This is a genomic window from Mycobacterium sp. RTGN5 (assembly GCF_033804465.1).
Taxonomy (GTDB): domain Bacteria; phylum Actinomycetota; class Actinomycetes; order Mycobacteriales; family Mycobacteriaceae; genus Mycobacterium.
This window is the reverse complement of the sequence record NZ_JAPZLA010000017.1, coordinates 1-360: the sequence shown is the minus strand read 5'-3', so window position 1 is coordinate 360 and position 360 is coordinate 1. Positions and strand designations below refer to the sequence as shown.

Genomic DNA, 360 nt, shown 5'->3' with positions numbered 1-360 from the left:
TTATCCGGTTGACATGCTCGGGTTGGGCATGGAGATGGAGGCCGAGCTGGGGATTGATTCGATCAAGCAGGTCGAGATTTTGGCGGCATTGCAGGCGAAGTTCCCTGGCGCCCCCGAGATTCCGGCCTCGGAGCTGGCCAACCTGCGCACCCTGCAGGACGTCGTCGACACCGTTGCCGACTTCGCCGCGCCCGCCGCGGTAGCCGCGCCTGCGTCCGCCCCGGCGGCGGCGCTGCCGTCGGTGCCGGTGGGTGATGTGGTGTTGTCGATTGTTTCGGAGAAGACGGGTTATCCGGTTGACATGCTCGGGTTGGGCATGGAGATGGAGGCCGAGCTGGGGATTGATTCGATCAAGCAGGT

Annotated in this window: 1 protein-coding gene; it reads left to right on the top strand. The window is 64.4% G+C overall.

What is annotated here, in order from left to right:
• Positions 1-360: phosphopantetheine-binding protein (locus tag SLQ31_RS29415; RefSeq protein WP_319437727.1), on the top strand; the 360-nt coding region annotated here is incomplete at both ends.